The 20538-nt window shown below is 42.9% G+C and carries 23 protein-coding genes; 7 read left to right on the forward strand and 16 right to left on the reverse strand.

The genetic code is table 11. The features are described from left to right. Positions 1–181 precede the first annotated feature (181 nt). Together rplT and rpmI are read right to left on the reverse strand one after the other, a co-directional pair. Positions 182–541, reverse strand: coding sequence for a 50S ribosomal protein L20 (gene rplT, locus B3X18_RS14725; protein ID WP_005016178.1), 360 nt, complete (start codon positions 539–541; stop codon positions 182–184). A gap of 11 nt (positions 542–552) precedes the next feature. Further along, positions 553–747 carry a 50S ribosomal protein L35 gene (gene rpmI, locus B3X18_RS14730; RefSeq protein ID WP_001096359.1) on the reverse strand — a complete coding sequence of 65 codons (195 nt, stop codon included), beginning with the start codon at positions 745–747 and terminating at the stop codon, positions 553–555. Between the two features lie 237 nt (positions 748–984). Between rpmI and B3X18_RS14735 the strand changes: the two genes are divergently transcribed. Both B3X18_RS14735 and B3X18_RS14740 read left to right on the forward strand, forming a co-directional pair. After that, entirely contained in the window at positions 985–2247 is a 1263-nt protein-coding gene (locus B3X18_RS14735; protein WP_005016179.1) for an MFS transporter, read from the forward strand. A gap of 137 nt (positions 2248–2384) precedes the next feature. Next, positions 2385–3113: a TonB family protein gene (locus tag B3X18_RS14740; RefSeq protein WP_005016180.1), complete on the forward strand. Its 729-nt coding sequence runs from the start codon at positions 2385–2387 to the stop codon at positions 3111–3113. A gap of 40 nt (positions 3114–3153) precedes the next feature. On the opposite strand, the gene B3X18_RS14745 is transcribed toward B3X18_RS14740, so the two are convergent. Further along, complete coding sequence (locus B3X18_RS14745; protein ID WP_005016183.1) at positions 3154–3576, reverse strand: YqaA family protein; 423 nt, start codon at positions 3574–3576, stop codon at positions 3154–3156. Between the two features lie 71 nt (positions 3577–3647). Continuing rightward, the gene (locus tag B3X18_RS14750; protein ID WP_005016186.1) at positions 3648–4265 is read right to left on the reverse strand and encodes a glutathione S-transferase N-terminal domain-containing protein; all 618 of its coding nucleotides are present in this window, start codon (positions 4263–4265) and stop codon (positions 3648–3650) included. A gap of 326 nt (positions 4266–4591) precedes the next feature. Here B3X18_RS14750 and B3X18_RS14755 point away from each other — a divergent pair, with 326 nt between their 5' ends. Further along, positions 4592–5068 (forward strand): Hsp20 family protein, encoded by a 477-nt coding sequence (locus B3X18_RS14755; RefSeq protein WP_005016188.1) that lies wholly within the window; start codon positions 4592–4594, stop codon positions 5066–5068. A gap of 66 nt (positions 5069–5134) precedes the next feature. On the opposite strand, the gene infC is transcribed toward B3X18_RS14755, so the two are convergent. Beyond that, on the reverse strand, positions 5135–5686 hold the full coding sequence (gene infC / locus B3X18_RS14760; RefSeq protein WP_080548202.1) for a translation initiation factor IF-3: 552 nt from the start codon (positions 5684–5686) through the stop codon (positions 5135–5137). Positions 5687–5691: 5 nt separating this feature from the next. After that, positions 5692–7614, reverse strand: coding sequence for a threonine--tRNA ligase (thrS, locus tag B3X18_RS14765; RefSeq protein WP_005016194.1), 1923 nt, complete (start codon positions 7612–7614; stop codon positions 5692–5694). Positions 7615–8005: 391 nt separating this feature from the next. Here thrS and B3X18_RS14770 point away from each other — a divergent pair, with 391 nt between their 5' ends. The 3 genes from B3X18_RS14770 (at position 8006) to B3X18_RS14780 (ending at position 10519) form a co-directional block, all read left to right on the forward strand. Further along, complete coding sequence (locus B3X18_RS14770) at positions 8006–9649, forward strand: acyl-CoA synthetase (RefSeq protein ID WP_248132232.1); 1644 nt, start codon at positions 8006–8008, stop codon at positions 9647–9649. A gap of 77 nt (positions 9650–9726) precedes the next feature. After that, positions 9727–10149, forward strand: coding sequence for a DUF1810 domain-containing protein (locus B3X18_RS14775; protein ID WP_005023512.1), 423 nt, complete (start codon positions 9727–9729; stop codon positions 10147–10149). Between the two features lie 118 nt (positions 10150–10267). Next, positions 10268–10519 (forward strand): DUF2789 domain-containing protein, encoded by a 252-nt coding sequence (locus B3X18_RS14780; protein ID WP_005016204.1) that lies wholly within the window; start codon positions 10268–10270, stop codon positions 10517–10519. 56 nt (positions 10520–10575) lie between these two features. Here the strand turns inward: B3X18_RS14780 and yjgA are convergent, their stop codons facing one another. The 9 genes from yjgA to mazG form a co-directional block, all read right to left on the reverse strand. Next, positions 10576–11112 (reverse strand): ribosome biogenesis factor YjgA, encoded by a 537-nt coding sequence (yjgA, locus tag B3X18_RS14785; protein WP_005023507.1) that lies wholly within the window; start codon positions 11110–11112, stop codon positions 10576–10578. Between the two features lie 2 nt (positions 11113–11114). Continuing rightward, the gene (locus tag B3X18_RS14790) at positions 11115–11384 is read right to left on the reverse strand and encodes an HPr family phosphocarrier protein (protein ID WP_005016209.1); all 270 of its coding nucleotides are present in this window, start codon (positions 11382–11384) and stop codon (positions 11115–11117) included. Beyond that, complete coding sequence (rapZ, locus tag B3X18_RS14795) at positions 11381–12232, reverse strand: RNase adapter RapZ (RefSeq protein ID WP_034670174.1); 852 nt, start codon at positions 12230–12232, stop codon at positions 11381–11383. Before rapZ ends, B3X18_RS14790 begins: the two co-directional genes overlap by 4 nt. A 32-nt stretch (positions 12233–12264) precedes the next feature. Then, positions 12265–13110, reverse strand: a complete 846-nt coding sequence (gene panC, locus B3X18_RS14800) for a pantoate--beta-alanine ligase (RefSeq protein ID WP_005016212.1) — start codon at positions 13108–13110, stop codon at positions 12265–12267. A gap of 3 nt (positions 13111–13113) precedes the next feature. After that, positions 13114–13923, reverse strand: coding sequence for a 3-methyl-2-oxobutanoate hydroxymethyltransferase (gene panB / locus B3X18_RS14805; RefSeq protein WP_005023504.1), 810 nt, complete (start codon positions 13921–13923; stop codon positions 13114–13116). 37 nt (positions 13924–13960) lie between these two features. Further along, positions 13961–14449: a 2-amino-4-hydroxy-6-hydroxymethyldihydropteridine diphosphokinase gene (gene folK / locus B3X18_RS14810; RefSeq protein ID WP_005023499.1), complete on the reverse strand. Its 489-nt coding sequence runs from the start codon at positions 14447–14449 to the stop codon at positions 13961–13963. Further along, complete coding sequence (pcnB, locus tag B3X18_RS14815) at positions 14446–15897, reverse strand: polynucleotide adenylyltransferase PcnB (protein WP_286935791.1); 1452 nt, start codon at positions 15895–15897, stop codon at positions 14446–14448. The genes folK and pcnB overlap by 4 nt, the downstream gene beginning before the upstream one ends. A 135-nt stretch (positions 15898–16032) precedes the next feature. Then, a complete protein-coding gene (locus tag B3X18_RS14820; protein ID WP_034675181.1) occupies positions 16033–16449 on the reverse strand; it encodes a ComEA family DNA-binding protein in 417 nt (138 codons plus the stop codon). Between the two features lie 16 nt (positions 16450–16465). Next, positions 16466–17227: a nucleoside triphosphate pyrophosphohydrolase gene (gene mazG, locus B3X18_RS14825; RefSeq protein WP_026444149.1), complete on the reverse strand. Its 762-nt coding sequence runs from the start codon at positions 17225–17227 to the stop codon at positions 16466–16468. Positions 17228–17363: 136 nt separating this feature from the next. On the opposite strand from mazG, the gene B3X18_RS14830 reads away from it, so the two are divergent. Beyond that, positions 17364–18140, forward strand: coding sequence for an SDR family oxidoreductase (locus tag B3X18_RS14830; protein WP_026444150.1), 777 nt, complete (start codon positions 17364–17366; stop codon positions 18138–18140). A gap of 87 nt (positions 18141–18227) precedes the next feature. On the opposite strand, the gene B3X18_RS14835 is transcribed toward B3X18_RS14830, so the two are convergent. Next, positions 18228–20534: a RelA/SpoT family protein gene (locus B3X18_RS14835; protein ID WP_026444151.1), complete on the reverse strand. Its 2307-nt coding sequence runs from the start codon at positions 20532–20534 to the stop codon at positions 18228–18230. Positions 20535–20538: the final 4 nt, after the last annotated feature.

Raw genomic sequence — 20538 nt, forward strand, 5'->3', positions numbered from 1 at the left:
CGAGTTGCTCCCGCTCATGATAAAAATTAGTGCTGGAAGAATAATTTTGGGCCTTATAGTAATAAATAAAATATTTTAACTATTTTCAACAATTTAAAGGCTTACTTTACTTACGACCAGATGTTTTTAAAGATAATAAAAAAGACTGCAAAAGCAGTCTTTTTTAGATCATCGAAGATGATTAAGCAGCTAACGCACCTTTAGCTTTTTCAGCTAAAGCAGCAAAAGCAACTGCATCATGCATAGCGATGTCAGCAAGTACGCGACGGTCGATGATTACCTGAGCTTTTTTCAGACCAGAAATCATACGGCTGTAAGACAGACCGTTTTGACGCGCACCAGCATTGATACGTGCAATCCATAAAGAACGGAACTGACGTTTCTTCTGACGACGGTCACGGTAAGCGTATTGACCAGCTTTGATTACTGCTTGGAACGCTACGCGGTAAACGCGTGAACGAGCGCCATAGTAACCTTTAGCACGAGCAAGAATTTTTTTGTGACGGCGATGAGCCTGTACACCACGTTTTACACGAGCCATTTATAATCTCCTTAGATGTATGGGCACATACGACGAACTGAAGCAACGTCACTTACGTGAACCATTACACAGCCGCGCAATTGACGGATACGCTTAGCAGATTTTTTGGTCAAAATGTGGCGTTTGAACGCTTGTTTACGCTTGAAACCGTTTGCAGTCGCTTTGAAACGTTTAGCTGCACCACGGCGAGTTTTTAACTTTGCCATAACAACCTCTTTAAGCACCTGTTCGGCTCGTCTGCACCATTGCAATAACGACCTGCAGGTAAGGAAGGCGACATTTTATAGCAACTCTGCCTAAAACAAAAGCAATTAATTGGCTTTTCATAATTTTAATCGGGCTTCAATACAGAAGATATATTTCTTGAATAATTTAGAAATGATGGAAATTTCAGCTTTTATTCAGGAGTATAATCACTACAAAAATATGTAGAACCCTGTTATATGTCTAACCAGCATGATGCTTTTGCCGCCTTGCGGTATCGAGACTTCTCGATTATTACACTCAACCAGTTTTGTCTCACTCTTGCCATTCTGATTCAAGAAATTATTGTTGCCTATTCTCTTTATCAAATTACCAAAGATCCTCTCACGTTGGGGCTGATTGGACTGGCAGAAGCCATACCATTTATTGCACTTTCCTTATGGGGTGGCTATTTTGCTGACCGCTTTAATAAGCAGACGATTATGAAAGTTTGCCTGTTTTTTGCAGCCCCCTTGCCGCTTATCTTATGGTGGCTCTTTCATGCCTATGCAATAGATTCGATCACAATTAACAGTCTTTCTTGGGGAATCTATGCAGTTATTTTTGGACTAGGCACCATTCGCGGTTTTTACAACCCTTCTGCGACCTCCCTAAAACCTTTTCTGATTCCCAAAGCCATCTATGCCAATGGTGCAACATGGACCACCATTGGCTGGCAAAGTGGTGTGATTTTAGGCCCGATGCTAGGTGGTTTTATGTTGGCCTTTCTTGGCCGTGAAACCAGCCTGATTGCTGTTTCAATATTACTTGCCCTGTGTTTTATGCTTATTAATCTGCTTCAAAAACGTAATTTTCCTGTGATGGAAGAACATCGAGTGCTGGATTCACTGGGTGAGGGGTTTCGCTTTATCTGGAAAACCAAAATTGTACTGTGGGCCATTTCTCTGGACCTTGTTTCAGTCCTGTTCGGTGGTGTCATCGCACTGCTGCCCATTTTTGCAGAAGATATTTTGAAGGTCGGACCCGAGGGCCTAGGCTACTTGCGCGCTGCTCCTTCAATTGGCGCCCTAGTTACCATGATAGCTTTAACCAAATTCCCTCCCACTCAGCATGCCTGGCGCAACATGTTACTGGCAGTTGCTGGTTTTGGTATATTTACCCTGCTGTTTGCCTTTTCAGATCATGTGTGGCTTTCACTTTTCGCTCTTGCCATGACTGGAGCTTGTGACAGTATTTCTGTAGTTATCCGACAGACTATTTTACAGATTTTTCCTCCCGAAAATATGCGGGGCCGTGTAGCTGCCGTAAATGGAATGTTTGTTTCATCTTCAAATGAACTGGGCGCATTTGAATCGGGCCTGGCGGCCAAATATATGGGTACAGTTATGGCGACAGTATTTGGCGGCTGCATGACCATGGCTGTAGTCGTAGTTAGTTGGGCCAAAACCAAAGATCTATTTGGTATAGATATAACCCAGAGTTCAGATAATCAATTCAAATAGATATTTGGCTTGGGGCGCCTAGGCCTTTTCAGACTTCTTTTATATTGTCATCTGGATAGAAACAGATAATACTTAGCCGCCAGAGCTGGCCGAACGGGCAACGGCTCACTTTATCTAATAATGAAATGAATGAACTTATGAAATATGCTCTTCCTGTTCTATTTCTAATGGGTCTGCCGCTAAGTACAAGTTATGCTGCGGCACCAGCAACCATGAAACTTACCCCACAAACCAGTTCTGCATTACCTGCACATTTAACAACACGCATTCAGTGGGTCCGTTTTCCTCAGCCAGTTTATAAAGATGAGGATTTAAAGGGCCAAGATCGCCACGCCATCATTCGTATTTATGCAGATGAAACAGGTAAGGTTAATAAAGCTGCAATTCAGGAAAGTACGGGTATTAAAACTCTTGATGACATCCTGCTGAATGCTGTGCAACAAGCTCAAGTCAAAGCCTATACTGAAAATGACACAGCTTTGCCAGTGATTGGCTATCAGGCTTTTAGCCTGAAATTAGACGATAATGCCGATCAGGACTGTCTTTATAATTTTAATTCAGAAAACTGGTTGGCTCAGCAACAGCATAAAAAAGTTCCTTTCCAGTATCTAAATCAGCCTCAACTGGAAATTAATCGCGACCAGTTGAATGGTTATGATCGTAGCATTAAATTTAGTTTTAAAAGCAATAAACACGGTAATATCAAAAAAGTAAAAATACAGCAGGGTTCAGGAACCTACGCACTTGACCAGGCAGTAATACAGGCGGTTTCACAGGTACAAATTTCTGCTCCGCGTAAATTCTGGATTTATAAAAAGTCACACTTTAAAGACCAGATTCATTTTAAGCTGGAAGAATGCCAGTAAATTTCCAGAAATACAGGGAGTAGCTATTCTACTTCCTGTATTAAAATAAAATATAAGCTAAATAAATAAAAAGATAACGTCCTGTTTTGGCCAAGGTCACCATCAACAGAAATCTTAAAAATTTTTCTTTTAACAGCCCCGCAATTAGGGTAATCGGATCACCAATGACTGGTAACCAGCTAAGTAACAGTGACCAATATCCATATTTATAATAAAAGTTCTGTGCTTTTTGTATCTTGGCTTCAGATACCGGAAACCACTTCTTATACTTATAGTGTTCAATATGAATTCCCAGCCACCAATTTATACATGAACCTAAAATGTTTCCGGCACTGGCAACCATTAATAGCAATAGAGCTGAATAATGTTGTTGCGCCAGCAAACCAAGTAATACTGCCTCAGACTGCAAGGGCAATAGAGTCGCTGCACCAAATGCAGATATAAACAGTAGAAGGTATGCCATTGAAGATCAGTCCCAGATAAGGACTGAAGTATAAACTGTCTCTATGGCTGGGTTATCTACTCTACAATAAATTAAAGCTGAATAGATAAAGCCCGCTGTATGGCAGGACGTGCTGTCAGGCGCTCTACATATTCTTTCACATATGGATAGTCTTCTAACTGAATTCCCTGCCATTCATAGCGTAAAATCCAGGGTAAAATTGCCATATCTGCAATAGAGTATTCCCCAGCTACAAATTTTTGGCCGATGAGCTGTTTGTTTAATACGTTATACAAGCGCTTTGTTTCATTTAGATAGCGCTCTATGGCATATGGAATTTTTTCCGGCGCAAAACGGCTAAAATGATGATTTTGCCCAAGCATCGGGCCAAGTCCGCCCATTTGCCACATTAACCATTGTTCAACCTCTACCCGTTCCTGCTCATCCTGTGAATAGAAAAGGCCTGTTTTGCGGCCCAGATATTGCAAAATTGCGCCTGATTCAAAAACAGAAATAGGTTCACCACGTGGCCCATCCTGATCAACAATTGCCGGAATTTTATTGTTAGGAGAAATTTTCAGAAAGTCTGGCTGAAACTGGTCATTTTCCATAATATTGATCGGAAAAATCTGATAATCCAGCTCCATTTCTTCAAGGGCAATCGTAATCTTATGGCCATTTGGCGTAGCCCAATAATACAGATCAATCATTTGTTATCCTTTCACTGCTATAGTTATTGTCATGAACAAACGCATTATATCTGTCTTTATAACACAGTTTTATAAATAACTTCTGTGACTGCACCATTAAAAGTTTGAAGTTTATGACTGAAATAACCCTATTTAAAGTGCACAAATTCTCATAGCAAGAGATTTGAGAATTTTTTAAAAATCTCTCTTGATTTTTTTTACTGGCATACCGATATATCTAGTACAGCAATGATCTTCCGGATATTGCTGGTAATTACTGTTGATGCCAAGCGTAACACTAGTTCTTGTTTATACAACTTTGCTGAACTCATCAGGAGGTTATATCAATGAGTAGCGTAAGCCTTAGTCCACTTTTCCGTCGTAGTATTGGTTTTGACCGTTTAAATGATTTATTCGACTACGCCATGCAAAGTGAGGCACCGAACTATCCACCTTACAATATTGAAAAGCTGGGCGATAATCAGTACCGTATTGTGGTGGCAACTGCCGGTTTTAAACAGCAGGAATTGGCGATTAATCTGGAAAACCGGGTTCTGACTATTACCGGCAAGCCAGACAATGAAACAGGCGATCATAGTGTTGAGTACCTGCATAAAGGAATTGCACGTCGTTCCTTCAAGCTTTCATTACGTCTGGACGAGCATATTGAAGTACAACAAGCTGATTATGAAGATGGCTTATTGATCATCGAATTGCAGCGAATTGTGCCTGAAGAGAAACTGCCACGCCAGATTGCAATTGGCCGTAAAGCTAATGAAAGTGAAGCTGGCAAAGTTTATGAGATTCCTGCTTCTCAAGAATAAAGGGTTAAATTTTTAACTCTTCAATAAAAAAGCACCGCATTCGCGGTGCTTTTTGATATGAGATAATTACTTTTTCTTTTTCGGTCCAAGTAACATACCCATTTGACGGCCTTCCATTTTTGGTGCCTGTTCAACTACACCAATTTCAGCGACATCTGCTTCAATCTTTTGCAATTGAGCCAAACCAAGTTGCTGGTGAGCCATCTCACGGCCACGGAAACGTAAAGTAATCTTTACTTTATTTCCTTCTTCCAAGAACTTGATAATTGCACGCAATTTAACTTGGTAATCACCAACATCAGTAGCTGGACGCAACTTGATCTCTTTGACTTGCACCTGATGCTGTTTTTTCTTTGCATCTTTTTGCTTTTGCTTTAGGTCAAACAAGTGCTTGTTGTAATCCATGATTTTACAAACAGGCGGTTCTGCATTAGCAACGATCTCGACCAGGTCAAGATCTGATTCTTCTGCAGCACGCAACGCTTCAGCAAGTGAAACGATTCCTTTTTGTTCACCATCCGCAGCAACGAGGCGTACTTCTTTCGCACGGATCTCGTCATTAATGGCAGGACGGTTACTCTTAGCACCTTGTTGCTGGTTACGGTCAGGCTGTTTAATCTTTATTACTCCACAATATACCGGCCGCGTTCGGCTACGGCTACTTTCACTAGGTCATTGAAGGCATCAATAGACATAGTACCTAAATTTTTTCCTGAGCGGGTACGCACGTTGACCGTACCTTCCTCTACTTCCCGATCACCTAGAACCAGCAAGTAAGGAATGCGCTCAAGTGTACGTTCACGAATCTTAAAGCCGATTTTCTCATTTCTCAAGTCAGAAATTGCACGAATTCCGTTTTCCTTAAGTTTGGCCACTACCTGCTCGCAGGCCTGTGCCTGAGAATCGGTAATGTTCATGACACATGCTTGAACTGGCGCAAGCCAAGGTGGCATAAAGCCCGCATAATGTTCAATAAGTATACCAATAAAACGTTCAAAACTGCCAAGAATTGCACGATGTAACATAACCGGCTGATCACGTTCATTATCTTCAGTCACAAATGAAGCATCTAAACGTTCTGGTAAATTAAAGTCACACTGGATTGTACCACATTGCCAGACACGGCCTAAGCAGTCTTTCAGTGAGAATTCAATCTTCGGACCATAGAATGCACCCTCACCCGGTTGTAGCTCCCATTCTAAACCTGCCGCATCGAGTGCATCTGCCAGAGATTTTTCAGCCATGTCCCAAAGTGCATCATCACCTACACGTTTTTCTGGACGTGTAGACAGCTTCATCTGTACATCTTCAAAACCGAAATCTTTATAGACGTCCAGAGTCAATTTGATGAAGTCTGCAACTTCAGGCCCGATCTGCTCTTTGGTACAGAAGATATGTGCATCATCTTGAGTAAAGCCGCGAACACGCATAATACCATGAAGTGAACCAGACGGCTCGTTACGGTGGCACGAACCAAATTCAGCCAGACGGATCGGCAGGTCACGATAAGATTTCAGGCCCTGATTAAACACCTGAACATGACATGGGCAGTTCATTGGCTTTACGGCATAGTTACGGCTTTCAGAGTGGGTCGTAAACATATTGTCGGCATAGTTAGCCGCATGACCCGATTTTTCCCAGAGTGTAAAGTCTACGATCTGTGGAGTCTTGATTTCTAGATAGCCATTATCCTGCTGTACTTTACGCATGTACTGCTCAAGAACCTGGTAAATAGTCCAGCCATTCGGGTGCCAGAACACCATGCCTGGTGCCTCTTCCTGCATATGGAACAGATCGAGCGCTTTACCGATTTTACGGTGATCACGCTTTTCAGCTTCTTCAATACGCTTGATATAAGCCGCAAGCTGTTTCTTGTCTGCCCATGCAGTACCATAGATACGTTGCAGCTGTTCATTCTTGGCATCTCCACGCCAGTAAGCGCCAGAGATTTTAGTCAGTTTGAATGATTTCAAGAATTTGGTATTAGGTACATGTGGTCCACGGCACATATCCAGATAGTCCTGATGATAATACAGCCCCATCTGGGTTTCTTCTGGCATGTCTGCAATCAGACGTAATTTATACTCTTCTCCGCGTGCAGTAAATTCAGCAATTACTTCATCACGGGGGGTCATTTTCTTGATGACATCATAATCCTGATCGATGAGCTTTTTCATACGCTCTTCAATCGCTGCCATATCATCCAGAGTAAACGGACGTGGCATCCAGATGTCGTAGTAGAAACCTTCTTCAATGACCGGACCAATCACCATTTTCGCTTCTGGAAACAGCTGCTTAACTGCATGACCCACTAAATGTGCGCAAGAATGACGGATAATCTCGACGCCTTCTTCATCTTTCGGGGTAATGATTTGCAAGGTTGCATCTTCTGTAATGAGGTCAGAAGCATCAACCAGTTGACCGTTTACACGACCGGCAACTGTATTTTTTGCAAGCCCGGGTCCAATGCTTTGGGCAACGTCCATAACAGAAACAGCTTGATCGAATTGTTTTTGATCGCCGTTTGGCAACGTGATAATTGGCATAAAATGAATCCTTAAGGAGTGATGCCCCGTACCATAGGGCATTTCACCGCGAGATTATGATCGAGGAAAACCTCAAAAATATAAAAACGGTGGATAGAACAAATTTCGTTAAGAATTTTACACGTCTTGGCTTTATGAAGAAACAGCAAAAACGATAAAATCCTGTATTGTGAGTGATTTAGTTTATTGTACATAATGAACTGAACCTACAAAACAGCTTTCACCATAATTTGAAAGAATAATATTTTAGTTTTAGAATCAAAATTAAATATTTGATTTATATAGCAATTAAACAGGAACTAAGACTAAAGCATAAATGAAGTCCGGACCTGAAAGACCTATCTTTTCATAAGCTGAAAGAATAAAACAATGATGAAAGGGAGTTATAAAAATGGTGAGTGCTTATGATGAATTACCGCGCACCCCTGCAAATTTCGTGGCACTTTCTCCTCTACGTTATCTAGAACGTGCAGCATATATCTACCCTCATCAGGCAGCGATTATTCATGGTTCACGCCAGATCAGCTGGCGGGAAACCTATCAGCGCTGTCGGCAGTTTGCCGATCAGCTGCAAAAGCTGGGTATCCAGAAAAACGATACTGTATCGGTGCTTTTGCCAAATGTGCCTGCGATGATTGAGGCACATTTTGCTGTACCAATGGCAGGGGCAGTTCTGAACACCTTAAATACCCGCCTGGATGCCAAAACCTTAGCGTTTATGCTCGAACATGCAGAGAGTAAAGTTTTACTGGTCGACCCTGAGTTTTCTACTTTAGCAAAAGAAGCGCTGGGACTGGTTTCACAAGATATTTATGTCATTGATGTGGATGATGCCGAATATGAAAACTGCTTTAATGCACCCATTGGTGAAATTGAATATGAAGACTGGCTGACTGAAGGCAATGCTGATTTTGAATGGCATCTACCGCAAGATGAATGGGATGCTATTAGTCTGAACTATACCTCAGGCACTACCGGCAACCCCAAGGGAGTGGTTTATCATCATCGCGGTGCGTATATCAATGCTGCAAGTAATATCATTGCCTGTGGCATGACGCCACGTGCAACGTATTTATGGACCCTGCCCTTATTTCACTGTAATGGCTGGTGTTTTGCCTGGACCATGGCAGCAAATGGTGGGACCAATGTCTGCCTGCGCAAAGTTGACCCAGAACTGATCTTTAAACTGATTGCCGAGCATAAGGTGGATTATTTCTGTGGAGCTCCAATCGTGCTTTCCATGCTGATCAATACACCAGCAGAGAAACGAACTTATTTTGATCATCGCGTTGAAGTCATGGTGGCTGGTGCTGCGCCACCTGCTGCAATTATTGAAGGCATGCGTAATATTGGTATCAATGTTACGCATGTTTACGGATTGACAGAAACTTATGGCCCATCTGCACTTTGTGCATCACAGGCAGGCTGGAGTGACCTGACCATACAGGAGCAGGCACAATTACATTCACGTCAAGGTGTTCCATATCCGCTTCAAGATGGTATGAAGGTACTTGACCCAGAAACCATGCTACCTGTGCCAAATGATGGACAGAGCATGGGGGAAATCATGTTCCGCGGTAATATTGTCATGAAGGGTTATTTAAAAAATCCGGAAGCAACAGCAGAGGCGTTTAAAGGGGGCTGGTTCCATACCGGTGATCTCGCCGTATGTCAGCCTGATGGCTATGCCAAGATTACTGATCGTGCCAAGGATGTAATTATTTCGGGCGGAGAAAATATTTCATCACTTGAGGTTGAAGAGGTGCTTTATCAGCATCCGGCAGTGCTAACTGCTGCAGTAGTTGCCAAACCGGACCCACGCTGGCAGGAAGTACCCTGTGCTTTTGTGGAGTTAAAAGAGGGTATAAGTATTTCTGCGGAAGAACTTACTGAACACTGTAAACAGGGACTAGCCCGCTTCAAGGTGCCTAAAGAGATCATCATCACTGATATTCCGAAGACCTCCACCGGAAAATTGCAAAAATTTATTTTACGTGAATGGGCCAAGGAGCGCTCAGTAGGTGAATTTGGCTAAAATAGCCAATTCTAAATGACGTACTCCATACCAGCCAGCTTAACTGCTGGCTTCCATTAAAAATAGGAGTAAGTAAAATGGCGGATTTAAACCGTTTTATACAAGCTCAGGCACAATATTATAATCAAGCACTGGATGAGCTTAGAACCGGACATAAGCGCAGCCACTGGATGTGGTTTATCTTTCCACAGCTTAAAGGATTAGGGCATAGCCATGCCGCGACCTATTACGGTATCAATAACCTGGAAGAAGCCCAAGCTTTTCTGCGTCATCCAATTTTGGGCCAGCGTTATCTGGAACTCTGCCAAGTTCTAGCTGACTTATCTGAAACAGATATTCATATAATTTTCGGCTCGCCTGATGACATGAAATTAAAATCCTCTTTAACACTGTTCAAGAGAGCCAGTGAGCACAAAAATCCTTTATTTCAAGTTTTGCTAGACAAATATTTTCAGGGAGCTGAAGATCAGCGAACGTTGCAGCTTTTATCCCATTCTTGAAGTAAAGATATAAATCTCTATATAGTTATATACATAGCAAGTTAGATAAATTATTAAACTTTATCTATTTCATTATTTTAAATACTATAAAAATCCTATTTACATAAGGAGAATAGCAGTGAGCAGTAAAACTACTACGCGCATGACCCATTTATTTCAGCAGCTCGGGCTTGATTCTTCTGAAGCAGCTATTGCTCAATTTATTGAACAGCATCAACTGGCTGCTCCTGTCTATATCAGTGAAGCTAATTTCTGGACCACTGCACAAAGCCAGTTTATTCGGGAACACATGAAGTCAGACGATGACTGGGCCATTGTCATTGACCAGCTCAATGAATCACTGCATGAAGATTCAGTTAAAAAATTATAATGCATTCAGTGATTATAATAAAAAAGCGGCATATATACCGCTTTTGCTTAACTGTGTTATCTCTGATCCGAGATTAAAGCAACCTGCTGGATATAGTTGACCAGTTTGTTTTTAGATTCAAGCAATTCTTCTTCACTTACCTGCTTGGCAACATCACGCTGAATTCGCAGCAGATGTTGACGTAAAGTATGGCGTTCAGCAGCATTATAAAGTTTTACAAACTCATTAATAACCGGATTACCCTGGTCAATAATACGGTCTACCCAACGCATGAGCTGTGCCTGTTTTTTTGCACCTTGCTGTGGCGTCAGGTAAGAGAGAATCATGGTTTCATCTTCATTACGCAGCAGCTTACCGATCCGCTGGAATTGACGCCGACGGGCTTCATGTGAAGTTATTGATTCAACTTCCAGTAAAGCGTCTATTAAACGCTCTTCTACCGGCAGCTTCTCAATTTGCTTACGTGGCAGCTCTGCCAGTTGTGCACCTAAAGCAGCCATGCGCTGAACTGCTTTTTTTTGTTCAGTTTTACTTGCACGTCCCTCTAAAACTTCAAAGTCTTCTTCAGTAAAACGTGTTGGACGACGCGCCACAGTTATTCAGCCTCATAAAATTTTGCTGCAAATAATGCCTGAATTTCCGATAAAGCTTTTTCTTCATCCGGACCGTCAATCACAATTCGCAAAGTGGTACCCTTACCTGCACCAAGCATGAGTAAGGACATAATATTTTTTGCATCAATCAGTTTATCATTTTTACCGATCTGAATTGAAGAACGAAACTTGGTCGTAACCTCAATCAACTTACCTGATGCACGCGCATGTAAACCTAGTTTGTTAATTACGTCAACTGTTGTATCAATCATGACCAGTACTTCATTTCTCTATGTAAGACCTGAATAGACCATTGTGCCTCAAGCGATTTTTTTAGTCTATCCACGATATAAACTGAACGATGTTGCCCACCCGTACATCCGATCGATACTGTCATATAATGACGATGGCCTTTGGCAAAGGCCGGGAGCCACTTGTTGAGAAAGTGGTAAATATCCAAGAACATCTCATTGGGTTGATCACTTGATTCAAGGAATTTTCTTACCGGCTCATCCAGTCCCGAATACTTGCGTAATTCCAGGTCCCAATGCGGGTTGGGCAAATGCCTTACATCAAATACATAATCTGCATCTAATGGAATGCCATGCTTATAACCGAATGACTGTAAAATCAGGATTAAACGGTTAGCTTGGCCCAATTTTGAAAGCAAGGTGTGTTTCAGGTCATGTACACTTTTATCAGTCGTATCAATATGTACAGTGGCACGAAACTGAATAGGCATGAGCAGCTGTTTCTCTTCCTGAATACATTCATTCAGGCTCTTAAACCGGCTCGCCAAAGGATGCGGACGTCGTGAAGCACTAAATCGCGCAATCAGTTCCTGATCCTGTGTAGTCAGATAAATGACATCAACTGACCCATGCTGTTGTAACTGCTCAAAAACCTGATCAAATTCTTGTAAATCGGCCCGGGTACTACGTACATCTACACCAAGTGCCAGCTGCTCAAGATTATTTTCACGATCTAATTTTAAAACAATTTCTGTCAGCAATGCCAATGGCAGGTTGTCGATACAGTAATAACCCAAATCTTCAAGAACCTGCAATGCAGATGATTTTCCTGAACCGGATTGTCCTGTCACGATCAAAATACGCTTCATGGCAATAACTGTCCTTATTATATCTTTATGCTTCAGTGAGAATAATTGACCTGCAAGTTGTCAATCAGACGTGTATTTCCAAGCTTGGCTGCTACAAACAATACAAGACTCTGATTAAACTCATGTACAGCCTGGAGCTCAGGCGTGCGCGCCTCTACATACTCCACAACCAGACCCGCCTGTGTCAATTGGCTTTTCACATGATCTAACACTTGTGATAAAGCTTGGCCCTGCTGTAACTCGAGTTCAGCATTTTTTAAACTTTGATAAATTGACGGAGCAAGCTGACGTTCTTCAGTACTCAGATAACCATTACGTGAACTCAAAGCCAGTCCATCTGCAGCTCGGGTAATTGGCACTCCAATGACCTCGAGAGGCAAATTCAAATCACGTACCAGCTGGCGAATGACTGCCAATTGCTGATAATCTTTCTGGCCAAAAAATGCATAATTCGGCTGTACTATATTAAACAGCTTGGTTACGACTACAGCTACACCATCGAAGTGACCCGGACGTGATTTCCCACACAGATCATCCGTAATTTTACCCACGCTAATATTGGTCAGACGAGGTTGTGAACCATACATTTGCTCTACACTTGGTGCAAAAATTATATCGCAGCCAGCATCTGCCAGCAGGTGACTATCCTGCTCCAGGGTACGCGGATAATTTTCGAAATCTTCATTCGGCCCAAACTGGATTGGATTTACGAAAATACTGACGACAACAACATCACATAATTTACGTGCCTCACGCACTAAATTCAGATGACCTTCGTGTAAATTTCCCATAGTCGGTACAAAACCGATAATTTTACGCGCTGTACGAGCAGGATTTAGAGAGGCACTTAATCCTTGAATGGTCACTTCAGTTTTCATAAATTACAACTCAACCTGGAAAGTATGTTCTCTAGCTGGAAAAGACTGATTCTGTACTGCCTGATGGTAGGCCTTGAACGCATCCAGAATCGCAGTTTCACCACTTTGCTCTTTCATAAAATTACGCACAAAGCGTGCTACACGCCCAAAAGACAGTCCCAACATATCCTGTACGACCAGTACTTGGCCATCCGTCTCTGCACCAGCACCAATACCGATCACTGGAGTATGCGGAAACAGTTCAGTAATTTCTTTACCCAGCTGGGCAGGTACACATTCGAGTAATAATACCGCTGCCCCTGCTTCAACTAATGCTTTACAGTCAGCAATTAGCTGATCAGCGGCTTCACGACTTTTTGCCTGTAGCTTGTAACCACCGAGAACATGAACAGACTGCGGCGTTAGACCAAGATGTACACAAACCGGAATACCATTACGGGTCAGATTCTGTACTGTTTCAGATAACCATGCCCCACCTTCAATCTTGACCATCTGAGCACCGGCCTGCATTACGATGCGAGCATTTTTGAGCGCATCTTCCAGAGTGGCGTAACTCATAAAAGGAAGATCAGTCATAATCATGGCATGCTGATTACCACGACGCACTGCAGCAGTATGATAAGCCATATCTTCAACCAGTACCGGTAATGTTGAGTCATGACCCTGAATTGTCATTCCCAGTGAATCACCAATCAGAATAGAATCAATTTCAGCAAGTTCCATGGCTTTTGCCATACTGGAATCATAGCAAGTCAGGCAAGAAAATTTACGCCCCTGAGCTTTGAACTGTCTTAAATCACTCAGACTAATCATGAAGATATCCTCTTGCACAGTATCTTAAATATATAGATTAAATGCTGGCCCATTGTTCATCGGCCAAAACAGTAAGTTCTGATTGCTGGACCAAATCCAGTTGTTGAAGTAGCTGTCCATTTACGCTGAGACTCACATTCAGATCAAGCAGTGGAATAACAACAAAATCCCGCTCCAGCAGTCCAATATGTGGCACATTCAGCCGTTCATGTTGTATAGACTGCTGACCATAAAGCAAAAGATCCAAATCTAGTGTCCGCTCGCCCCACCTGCGTAGACGCACCCGCCCGGCTTCCTGCTCAAAAGCTTGCAACTGATCTAATAGAGGCAAAGGCTCAAGCACAGTTTCAAGCTGTGCTACGGCATTATAATAATGCGGCTGGTCTTGAGGCCCCATAGGCGGACTCTGATATAACCTGGAAACTTTTACCGGCCCCAACGTACTAAGTCTTGATACAGCTTGAGTTAAAATCTGGCGTGAGTCACCGAGATTGCTGCCTAGGCCAATATAAGCAATGGTACTCATTGTGTTGGTCCAAATACCACTTGACTGAGGTCACGCTTTACCCGTTTGCGCTTCATAATCGGATGATCACTATTGAAGTCTCCCACAGATTCTGCTGCTTTAACCGCTTCATGATCAACCTCCGGCTTACGTGCTTTTCTAGCACGTCGGCTACGCGGTTCGGGGATATCGACTAAGGGTTCAATTTCCAGATGCTTTACTTCATCCAGTACATCTTCGTTCTGTTTACGGCGATTCTTGGCACGCTGCCGGTTATACTGACTAATAGTTTTTTCTTTTTCATCAGCTCCCATATTCTGGTAAGCATCCCACCATTGCCCCATTCCCTGAGTCGTTGGGTCCCCTGCCTTCTCACGCAATAATAAAAAGTCAAAGCCGGCACGGAAACGCGCATGGCTGGCCAAGGCTTCAATTTGCTGAGGTTTCGGATTCAGCAAACGGCTCTGCATTTCCCAGACTTCACGAATAAAGGTTTCTGCAAAACGTGGAATAACAGTACGTGTGGCTTGACGCTTAAGTACATCCAGCCCAGCCTGAGCACGCGCCTCAGCAGCGACAATACCTTTACCGCTATAAAATTCATAGCGCTCCAGGAAGGGCTCCCAAAGTAGTACAGCATAGAAGAATGCTGGATTAATAGTTTTACCGATCTGAATACGATGATCAGTATTTTTCGCAGCCAACTCTATAAAGGCAGTAATATTCGGGCGGATATCTGCAAATAACTGCTTCCAGATATCAAAATCAATAAGCATCGGTAGCACACGTGCCAGGTGCCCCATAGTAAACAGCTTTTGTGATTCGTCATACAAACGGTGCGGAGACACATCACGGAGCAGTTGTGCCAGCTCGGCTGTAAAAATTTTCAGAATAGCTGGATCAATTTTGAAATTCAGTTTAGCTGCAAAACGCAAAGTGCGTAGCATCCGTACTGGATCTTCTTCAAAACGCTGTACCGGATCACCAAGCAAACGCAAGGTTTTATTTTTGATATCCTGAACCGCATCACAAAAATCAAGCACAATACCTTTATGCGGCTGATAATACAGGGCGTTAATAGAAAAATCACGGCGGGAAAAGTCTTGTTCGATACTGCCCCAGTTATTATCACGCAGGATCATGCCTGAGGCACTGGTCACAGCTTTTTTAGGAGGAGCACGAAAAGTTGCCACTTCAATCAGTTCACGGCCAGAATACACATGAGCCAATTCAAAACGGCGGCCAATAATACGGCAGCGACGCCCAAATACATCCTTGATCTGTGAAGGAGTTGCATTGGTTACAGCATCGAAATCTTTAGGGTTTAACCCCAGCATCAGGTCTCTTACACCGCCACCAACGATATAAGCTTCATAACCGGCCTTGGTTAAACTTTCGATAACATCTAAAATAGAAGAAGGTAATTGAGTGGTTGATAAACCACATGTTGACGCGCGCAAAGTTTGCAAAAGACGCTGTCTCCTACGTCAGGACGTAAATTTGCTAAGATGCTGTAATCATAGCTCCAACATGATTAAAGGGCAATTTGAATCTCAATATTGCCCTATTGTTTGTTGAGTTCTTATATCAACTAGCGTAACAACTTACAATGTCAGACGCGATTTATTTTTTTCAAATAGCTTGGGCCCAATGCCTTTGACCTTCTGCAAATCTTCGATGCTATTGAATTTTCCATTTTTGTTACGATATTCCACAATTGCCTGAGCTTTCTTTTCGCCCACGCCGCTCAGTACCTGCTGCAACTGATCAGCAGTACCACGGTTCAGGCTTACTTTTTCTGTACTGATCTGGGCTGCTGGTCCCGATGACATCATCATTGAACCAGTTTGCTGCAATAAGCGGCGGTCATGATCCAATTGCTGGTTTTTCCATTTCAAATAAGAATCATCAAACTGTTGCGCCTGTACCTGACCGGCACTTGCTAGCCAGAGACACCCCAGCAAACCCAACATTAGAGATAATATTTCTTTTAACCGGAAAAATTTATTGATGTTTTTCATCACGATATAGAGCTCTTCATTTTAATTGTTGTTTAGCTTGCTCCCAGAGTTGATCCATTTCTTCCAGACTCAGCTGTTCTAAAGTTCGCTGTTGCTGTATGGCCTGATCCTCGATAAAAGCAAAACGGGTTCTAAATTTATGGATGGTTGAAAGTAAAGCCATCTCACTGGAAACATGAAGTTTACGGCCTACATTGATCAGTGAAAATAGACAATCGCCAAACTCATCCATAATTTCATCGGAATTTTGATGATATATCGCCTCTTTCAGTTCGAGCAACTCCTCTTCAAGTTTCCTATAAGCACTATTTACATCCGGAAAATCAAAACCGATTTTTGCCACATTCTTCTGTATTTGTTCGGCCTGAACTAATGCTGGGCCATGCTTGATTTCATTTAGTCGGGCAGCAGGCTTACCTTGTTTTTCCTGCTGCTTAACCTGTTGCCAGAGCTGGCTGACATCTTCTTGAGTTAGACGATCACATTGTTCAGTTTTAAACACATGGGGATGACGACGCACAAGTTTCTGACAAATCGCCTGGACCACATCCTGAAAATCAAATGCACCTTGTTCACTGTACATCTGTGCCTGGAATACTACCTGTAGCAGCAGATCTCCCAGTTCATCACGGATTTCGCTTATATCGCCTTCACGTATTGCGGCTTCGACCTCATAGGCTTCTTCAATTGCATAGCGTGTCAGGCTCAAGGGTGTCTGTTCGCGATCCCATGGGCATTTTTGCCGGAGTTCCTGCATAATCGCCAATAGCTCCTTAATTGACTGCTCTGAATTTTTCATCTTTTGTCCTGCTTTACATTCACCTGTGCCAAATCATGTGGCTTTTGTTAAGATAGGCCTGCAATAACAGTCAGGCTGATTGTTAATAATTAAAATATCAATAAAGAGAATAAGTATGACACACAGTATATTGATCAGTGGTGCAGCTCAAGGAATTGGCGCCGCAGTTGCACGGCTCTTCTACCAGAAGGGTTACAAAGTTGGTCTATATGATATTAACTACGCACAAGCACAGCAATTGGCACAAGCTTTAGGATCCAATGCAATGGCGGGGCAACTGGATGTTTCCGACTATCATCAATGGAACATGGCATTAGACGAATTTGTTAGCTGGGCTGGAGAACTCAATATTCTGGTTAATAATGCAGGAGTTTTATACTCTGGTGCTTTTGAAAATACACCAATTTCTGCCCATCACCGTACAGTTGACATTAACATTAAGGGTGTGATAAATGGTTGCCATGCAGTTCTACCTTACTTAAAAACAGCCACTTTTGCCCGCGTGATCAACCTCTCTTCTGCCTCAGCTATTTATGGACAGGCTGACCTGGTTTCCTATTCAGCCAGCAAGTTTGCAGTACGCGGTATTACCGAAGGGCTTGATGTAGAGTGGCAAAAATTTGGAATTCGTGTTTTAGATGTTATGCCATTATTTGTGCAGACTGCTATGGTAAAAGATATGGATGCCGGCACCATCCAGAATATGGGTATTTCGTTGACACCAGAAGATGTTGCTCAAAAAATTTATCAGCTTGCCAATATGAAAACTACTTTTTTAACTCCTACACATCAGCCAGTTGGCCTAAAAACCAAATTTCTTTTTCAGCTTTCACAGATCAGCCCGCAATTTATAAACCGCCTGACCAATTTAGCTTTAAGCCGAAAAAAATAGATTAAAAAATTTCTACTTCTACCGATCTACCGATTAAAATAAAAATATGCTTCTCGCTGGAAGCATATTTTTTCAGAAATTTTAGATCTAACTACCTTGAACCAGACGGCGTGCGCTGATAATTCCTGGTTGCTGCTCCAAACGGGCAAGCAAACGTGATAATTGTGCTAGCCCTTTAACCTCAATCAACAACTTCATATTGGCAATACCATCAGCTTCAGAGATAGTATTGACCTGCCGGATATTGATCTGGTCTGCAAAGATGACCTGAGTCAGATCTTTAAGCAAACCACGACGGTCATAGGCTTCTACCACAATCTGCACACTCTGGCCACGAGTAGGCTGCATTTCCCAGTCTGCTTCAACTGCACGCTCAGGCTCTTGACTGATCATACGCATATAATCCGGGCATCCCACCTTATGAATGCTGACTCCTCGGTTTAAGGTAATATAACCTGCAATACTTTCACCGTGTACTGGCTGACAGCATTGGGCAATATGCAACTCGACATTGTCCAGCCCGTCGATCAGGATACCATGCGCCGATAAAGTATGACTGGCACGTGGATTCAGTGTCGGTTTGAGTACCAGCTCAGGCTCGTCCTGATCCAGATGCATGTGCCGGTTCACCTGATTAATTAGGGCATGCAGGCTCAGGTCTCCATTCACCAGCCCAATCAGAATATCATCACCACTTTTAACGTTAAAATGATTGCAATAATCACTTAAATCAATGCTCTTTGGATGAATTGCCAGACGCGATAACTCTTTATTCAGCAGATCACGCCCCACTTCAAGATTTTTGCTCCGGTCCTGCTGTCTGAACCAGTGACGCAACTTATCGCGTGCTCGCGCGGTGCGAATATAACCTAGAGAATTCACCAGCCAGTCCCGGTTCGGTTCCCGGTCTTTTTTGGTAAGAATTTCTACCTGCTCACCTGTTTTCAGGCTGTAGGTTAAAGGGACGTAACGCTGGTTGACCCGTGCGGCATAGCATTTGTTGCCGACTTCAGTATGTACATGGTAGGCAAAATCAAGTACGGTCGAACCCCGGGGTAATTCTTTAATGTCACCATCACGGCTAAAGACATAAATTTTCTCAAAATCCTCAAATTCTTGAATATGCTCAAAATTCTCGGTTTCATCACTCTGCTGATAGCCACTACTTTCATTACGCTCCTGATAATGCTCAAGAACCGCCCGTAAAGAATGCAAGCGATGATTAAAGGAATGGTCAGTGGTTTTAGAACCTTCCTTATAGTTAAAGTGTGAACATACACCAAGCTCAGCTTCTTCATGCATGTCATAAGTCCGGATTTGAACCTCTAGAGACTTATTTTCTGCAATTACTGCGGTATGTAAGGAGCGGTAACCATTGCCTTTAGGGTTGGTAATATAGTCATCGAACTGATGCGGTATATGTCGCCAGATTTGATGCACAATCCCGAGAGCGTGATAACACTCTGGTACGCTGTGCACGAGTACCCGCAAAGCACGAATATCATAGAGCTGATCAAAACTTAAGCTCTTGCTTTTCATCTTACGGTAAATTGAATAAATATGTTTGGCACGGCCGGTAATCTCTGCCTCGATCCCGTAATCAGCCAGTTCATTTTTCAGTTTATCGATGACAAATTGAATATAATGTTCACGTTCCAGACGTTTTTCATTGAGCAAAGATGCAATTTCTTTATAACGCTCAGGAGCCAAGTAGCGAAATGCCAGATCCTCAAGCTCCCACTTAAGCTGTGCAATGCCCAAACGGTGCGCCAGTGGCGAGTAAATCGTCAGAATTTCCCGTGCTACCCGCTCCTGACGCTCTTTAGAAGACTTAGCCAGTTCACGCAAGGCATACGTACGTTCAGCCAGCTTGATCAACACCACACGCACATCTTCAGTGACTGAAATCAGCATTTTATAAATGCCGGTCAAATGCTCGCGCTGATTATTATTAAAATGATCTTCGAGACGTTTATTCTTTTCAATCAGTTCAGAGAGTTTACCCATGGCCAAGGTGCCCTTGACCAGGTTATAGACATTCTCACCAAATCGTTCCTGCACCAGTTCAAGACTGGTAATCCCTTCACGTACACTGCGGTACAGCATAGCCGCTGAGAGCGTATCTTCATCTACATGCAGATGCGCCAGAATATCTGCCATTTCCACACCGGTATAAAAGGTGTTGGATCGGTGATTGACGTTGGTTTCCAGCTCTTTTTCTAATGTTAGCTGAGCGACTTCTTCTAGCTGCTTCAGCTCTGCCCCACCTAGAATATCACGCACGCGGTCTAGCCATGAGACTAAATCCAGCTGTGCTTCTTCGGCATGCTCGACAGTCGCTTCATCAGACAACTCGGTTAGTCGTCCAGGAAGCTGCTCACGTACTGTGACCATACCC

It is taken from the genome of Acinetobacter sp. UBA6571 (assembly GCF_002434085.1).
Taxonomy (GTDB): domain Bacteria; phylum Pseudomonadota; class Gammaproteobacteria; order Pseudomonadales; family Moraxellaceae; genus Acinetobacter; species Acinetobacter radioresistens.